At 62.8% G+C, this 4,559-nt stretch carries 2 protein-coding genes and 1 pseudogene; 2 read left to right on the top strand and 1 reads right to left on the bottom strand.

Translation table 11 applies throughout. From position 1 onward, the window contains the following. Positions 1 to 211 (top strand): annotated as a pseudogene (locus tag DBR22_RS00105) (RluA family pseudouridine synthase); the annotation flags it as partial. A gap of 50 nt (positions 212 to 261) precedes the next feature. After that, a complete protein-coding gene (dnaE, locus tag DBR22_RS00100; RefSeq protein WP_108597214.1) occupies positions 262 to 3,819 on the top strand; it encodes a DNA polymerase III subunit alpha in 3,558 nt (1,185 codons plus the stop codon). Here dnaE and DBR22_RS00095 read toward each other — a convergent pair. Next, a complete protein-coding gene (locus DBR22_RS00095; protein WP_108597213.1) occupies positions 3,816 to 4,313 on the bottom strand; it encodes a flavin reductase family protein in 498 nt (165 codons plus the stop codon). The genes dnaE and DBR22_RS00095 overlap by 4 nt on opposite strands. Positions 4,314 to 4,559: the final 246 nt, after the last annotated feature.

Genomic DNA, 4,559 nt, shown 5'->3' with positions numbered 1-4,559 from the left:
CTTCTCAGCACTGCGGCACCCCTGCGCCGGAGACCTCACTTACGGCGCAGATCCGCGGCTGGCAGCAACGCTGGGGCTCACACGGCAGTGGCTCCACGCACGCCAGCTCGGTTTCGAGCACCCCGTGACCGGGGAGCGCGTGACGGTCACCAGCGAATACCCCCAGGACCTGGCCTACGCCCTTGAAGTCCTGGAATCGGGCCAGGCCTAGGCACTGGGTCGCTGCGGCAGGCACAGGCGGCCAGCGCATAGAATAGTGCGGTGACTTCCAGCAATGCCTCGTTCGTCCACCTTCACAACCACACCGAGTACTCCATGCTGGACGGCGCCGCCCGTCTGGGGGAGTTGTTCGATGAGACCGAACGCCTTGGCATGCCGGCCCTCGCCACCACCGACCACGGTTATCTGTTCGGCGCTTTTGACTTCTGGAAACGCGCCACGGACCAGGGAATCAAACCCATTATCGGGGTCGAAGCCTATGTCACGCCCGGCACCGCACGGACGGATAAGAGCCGTGTGCGCTGGGGCGAGGAACACCAGCGGAAAGACGACATCTCCGGTGGTGGTTCATACACCCACATGACGCTCCTGAGCTATAACAACGCCGGGATGCGCAATCTCTTCCGCGCCTCCTCGATCGCCTCCCTGGATGCGGTGTTCGGCAAGTGGCCGCGGCTGGACCGGGAGCTTCTGAACACATACTCGGAAGGCCTGATCGCCACCACCGGCTGCCCCTCAGGCGAAGTCCAGACGCGGCTGCGTCTGGGCCAGTACCGCGAAGCCGTGGAGGCCGCCGCGGAGTTCCGCGACATTTTTGGTGCGGAGAACTACTTCTGCGAACTGATGGACCACGGCCTGGACATCGAGCGCCGGGTCACGGGGGACCTCCTGCGGCTGGCCAAGGACCTCAACCTGCCCCTGGTGGCCACGAACGACCTCCACTACACCCACGAGCACGACGCCAAGGCCCACGAGGCCCTGCTGGCCATCCAGTCAGGTTCCACGCTGCTGGAGCCCACCTATGACAACGGTGGCTCCCGGTTCGCGTTCTCCGGCAGCGGCTACTACCTGAAGTCCCCGCAGGAAATGCGGGAGCTGTTCAGGGACCACCCGGACGCGTGCGACAACACCCTGCTGATCGCCGAGCGCTGCGAGGTGTCGTTCAACACCGGTGCAAACTACATGCCCCGGTTCCCCTGCCCGCCGGGGGAGGACGAGACATCCTGGCTGGTCAAGGAAGTGGCAGCCGGTCTCGAATTCCGTTACCCGGGCGGAGTCCCGGACAAGGTCCGCACCCAGGCTGACTACGAGCTGGAAGTCATCACCTCCATGGGTTTCCCCGGGTACTTCCTCGTGGTGGCGGACTTCATCAACTGGGCCAAGAACAACGGCATCCGCGTCGGACCCGGACGTGGCTCCGGTGCCGGTTCCATGGTGGCCTACGCCATGCGCATCACCGACCTCGATCCGCTGCACCACGGCCTGATCTTCGAACGCTTCCTCAACCCGGACCGCGTCTCGATGCCCGACTTCGACGTCGACTTCGATGACCGGCGCCGCTCCGAAGTCATCGACTACGTGACCCGCAAGTACGGCGACGAGCGCGTGGCCATGATTGTCACCTATGGCACCATCAAGACCAAGCAGGCGCTGAAGGATTCATCCCGTGTGCTTGGCTACCCGTTCAGCATGGGCGAGACGCTGACCAAGGCACTTCCCCCGGCCGTCATGGCCAAGGACATTCCGCTGGCGGACATCCAGAACCCGGAGTCCAAACGGTATGGCGAGGCCGGCGATTTCCGCCAGCTCATCAGCACGGACCCCGAGGCTGCAAAGGTCTTTGAGACCGCCCTGGGCATTGAGGGGCTGAAACGCCAGTGGGGCGTCCACGCCGCCGGTGTCATCATGTCCTCGGACCCCATCATCGACGTCATCCCCGTCATGCGCCGCATCCAGGACGGCCAGGTGATCACGCAGTTCGATTACCCCACGTGTGAAGGCCTGGGCCTGATCAAGATGGACTTCCTCGGTTTGCGGAACCTGACGATCATTTCCGACGCCCTGGAGAACATCAAGCTCAACCGCGGCCACGAGCTTGACCTCGACACCCTTGCACTGGACGACGTCCCGTCCTATGAGCTGATGGCCCGCGGCGACACTTTGGGCGTATTCCAGCTCGATGGCGGGCCCATGCGTGCGCTCCTGAAGCTGATGAAGCCTGACAACTTCGAAGACATCTCCGCAGTGCTGGCCCTTTACCGCCCGGGTCCCATGGGCGCGAACGCGCACACCGACTACGCGCTGCGCAAGAACGGGATCCAGGAAGTCATCCCGATCCACCCTGAGCTCAAAGAACCGCTCGCCGAGATCCTCGGCGGGACCTACGGCCTGATCGTTTACCAGGAACAGGTGATGGCCGTGGCGCAGAAGCTCGCCGGCTATTCCCTCGGCCAGGCAGATATCCTGCGCCGTGCCATGGGTAAAAAGAAGAAATCCGAACTGGATAAACAGTTCGCTGGTTTCTCCCAGGGCATGCAGGACAACGGCTACTCCATGGAAGCCGTCAAAACCCTGTGGGACATCCTGCTTCCCTTCTCCGACTACGCCTTCAACAAGGCACACTCTGCCGCCTATGGCGTGATTTCCTACTGGACCGCCTACCTGAAGGCGCACTATGCCCCGGAGTACATGGCTGCCCTGCTGACCTCGGTGGGTGACGACAAGGACAAATCGGCCATCTACCTCAACGAATGCCGCCGCATGGGCATCACCGTGCTGCCGCCGGACGTCAATGAGTCAGCCCTCAACTTCACGCCAGTGGGCAACGACATCCGCTTCGGCATGGGAGCCATCCGCAACGTGGGCGTCAACGCCGTCGAAGCAATGGTCGCCGCCCGCGAAAAGGAAGGCGCCTATACGTCCTTCAAGGACTACCTCGTCAAGGTCCCCGCCGTGGTCTGCAACAAGCGGACCATCGAGTCACTGATCAAGGCCGGCGCCTTCGATTCATTGAACCACCACCGGCGCGCGCTGGCGATGATCCATGAAGAGGCCATCGATTCAGTCATTACGCTCAAACGCAATGAGGCGATCGGCCAGTTCGATCTCTTCGCAGGGTTTGACGAGGCTGAATCCGAAGCGTCCCTCAGCATCGAAATTCCTGACCTGCCTGAATGGGAGAAAAAGGACAAGCTTTCGTTCGAACGGGACATGCTTGGCCTCTACGTCTCGGACCACCCGCTGCAGGGCCTCGAGGGACTCCTCAGCCAGCACGCGGACCAGAGCATCACATCGGTGATCGCCGAGGACGGGCCCCACGACGGCGCTATCATCACCATTTCCGGCATGATCACCTCCCTGAGCCGCAGGATCGCCAAAGCAAGTGGCAACGCCTACGCCCGCGCGGAAATTGAGGACCTCGGCGGCTCCATGGAAGTGATGTTCTTCGGCCAGGTCTATGGCCCCATCGCTTCTGTCCTGGCCGAAGACCTCATTGTGGTGGTCAAAGGCCGTCTGCAGCGGCGCGACGACGGAGCCGTGGCACTGAACTGCATGGAGCTCTCCGTGCCTGACCTCAGCGAGGGCACGAACGGACCCGTACTCATCTCCATGCCCACACACAAGGCAACCGAGGCCGTGGTCACTGAGCTCGGGGATGTCCTGCGGAACCACCGGGGAAACTCGGAGGTCCGGCTGCACCTCCAGGGCGACACCCGGACTGAAGTCATGGGACTGCCCGTTCACCTGCGGGTCAACCCGAGTCCGTCCCTGTTCGGCGACCTGAAGGTACTCCTCGGGCCGACGTGCCTGGATAACTAGATTTCGTAGTCCAGCGGGACGGGCTGGCCGTAGGCGCCGGCGTGATAGAGGAGCGGGGAACCGTCGTCGCCCACTTCACCGTCCACCACTTCAACCACCACTACGGCGTTGTTCTCGAAGGAGAGGCGCATCTGGATTTCCCCGATGAGCCAGCCCGCGACGCCCTTGAGGATCGGGACATCATGCGGACCGAGTTTCCAGTGGTCTCCGCCGAACCGGTCCTTGGTGCGCGCGAAGCGGTCGGCCAGCTCCTGGTTTTCCAGACCCAGCATGTGGACGCCGAGGTGGGTGGTGTTGGCTATCGCCGGCCACGAACTCGAACTCCGGGCCATGTTGAACGTAAACCGGGGTGGCTGCGCGGACAACGAGGCCACAGACGTCGCAGTGAAACCATACGGCTCGCCCTGGTAGTTCACCGTGATGATTGCCACGCCGGCCGCGTGTCGGCGGAACATTTCCTTGAACGTGTTCTCGTACGCCGTCTTGTCTGTCATGGTGGAAACTGCTCCTGAAATGCGGGCTGGATTCGGACTCTGCATTAAGCCTATGGCTCCCGCGCAGGCCCGGCGGAATCGCCCGACCTGCTACGTCATTTGATCGGGAGGGGCGAACCTTTGTTAAGGTTTGTTAAATGAGTCAACACGCCGCCGGCCGCCGGTCATCCCGCCCGCCGTTGAAGTGGTTCGCTGTTGCAGCGGCGGCTGGTGTTCCGGTCGGGCTCCTCTGGTGGCTGCTGGCCC

It is taken from the genome of Arthrobacter sp. HMWF013 (assembly GCF_003061105.1).
GTDB lineage: Bacteria > Actinomycetota > Actinomycetes > Actinomycetales > Micrococcaceae > Arthrobacter.
The sequence above is the reverse complement of the archived record's forward strand: the minus strand, read 5'-3'. Positions and strand labels throughout refer to the sequence as shown.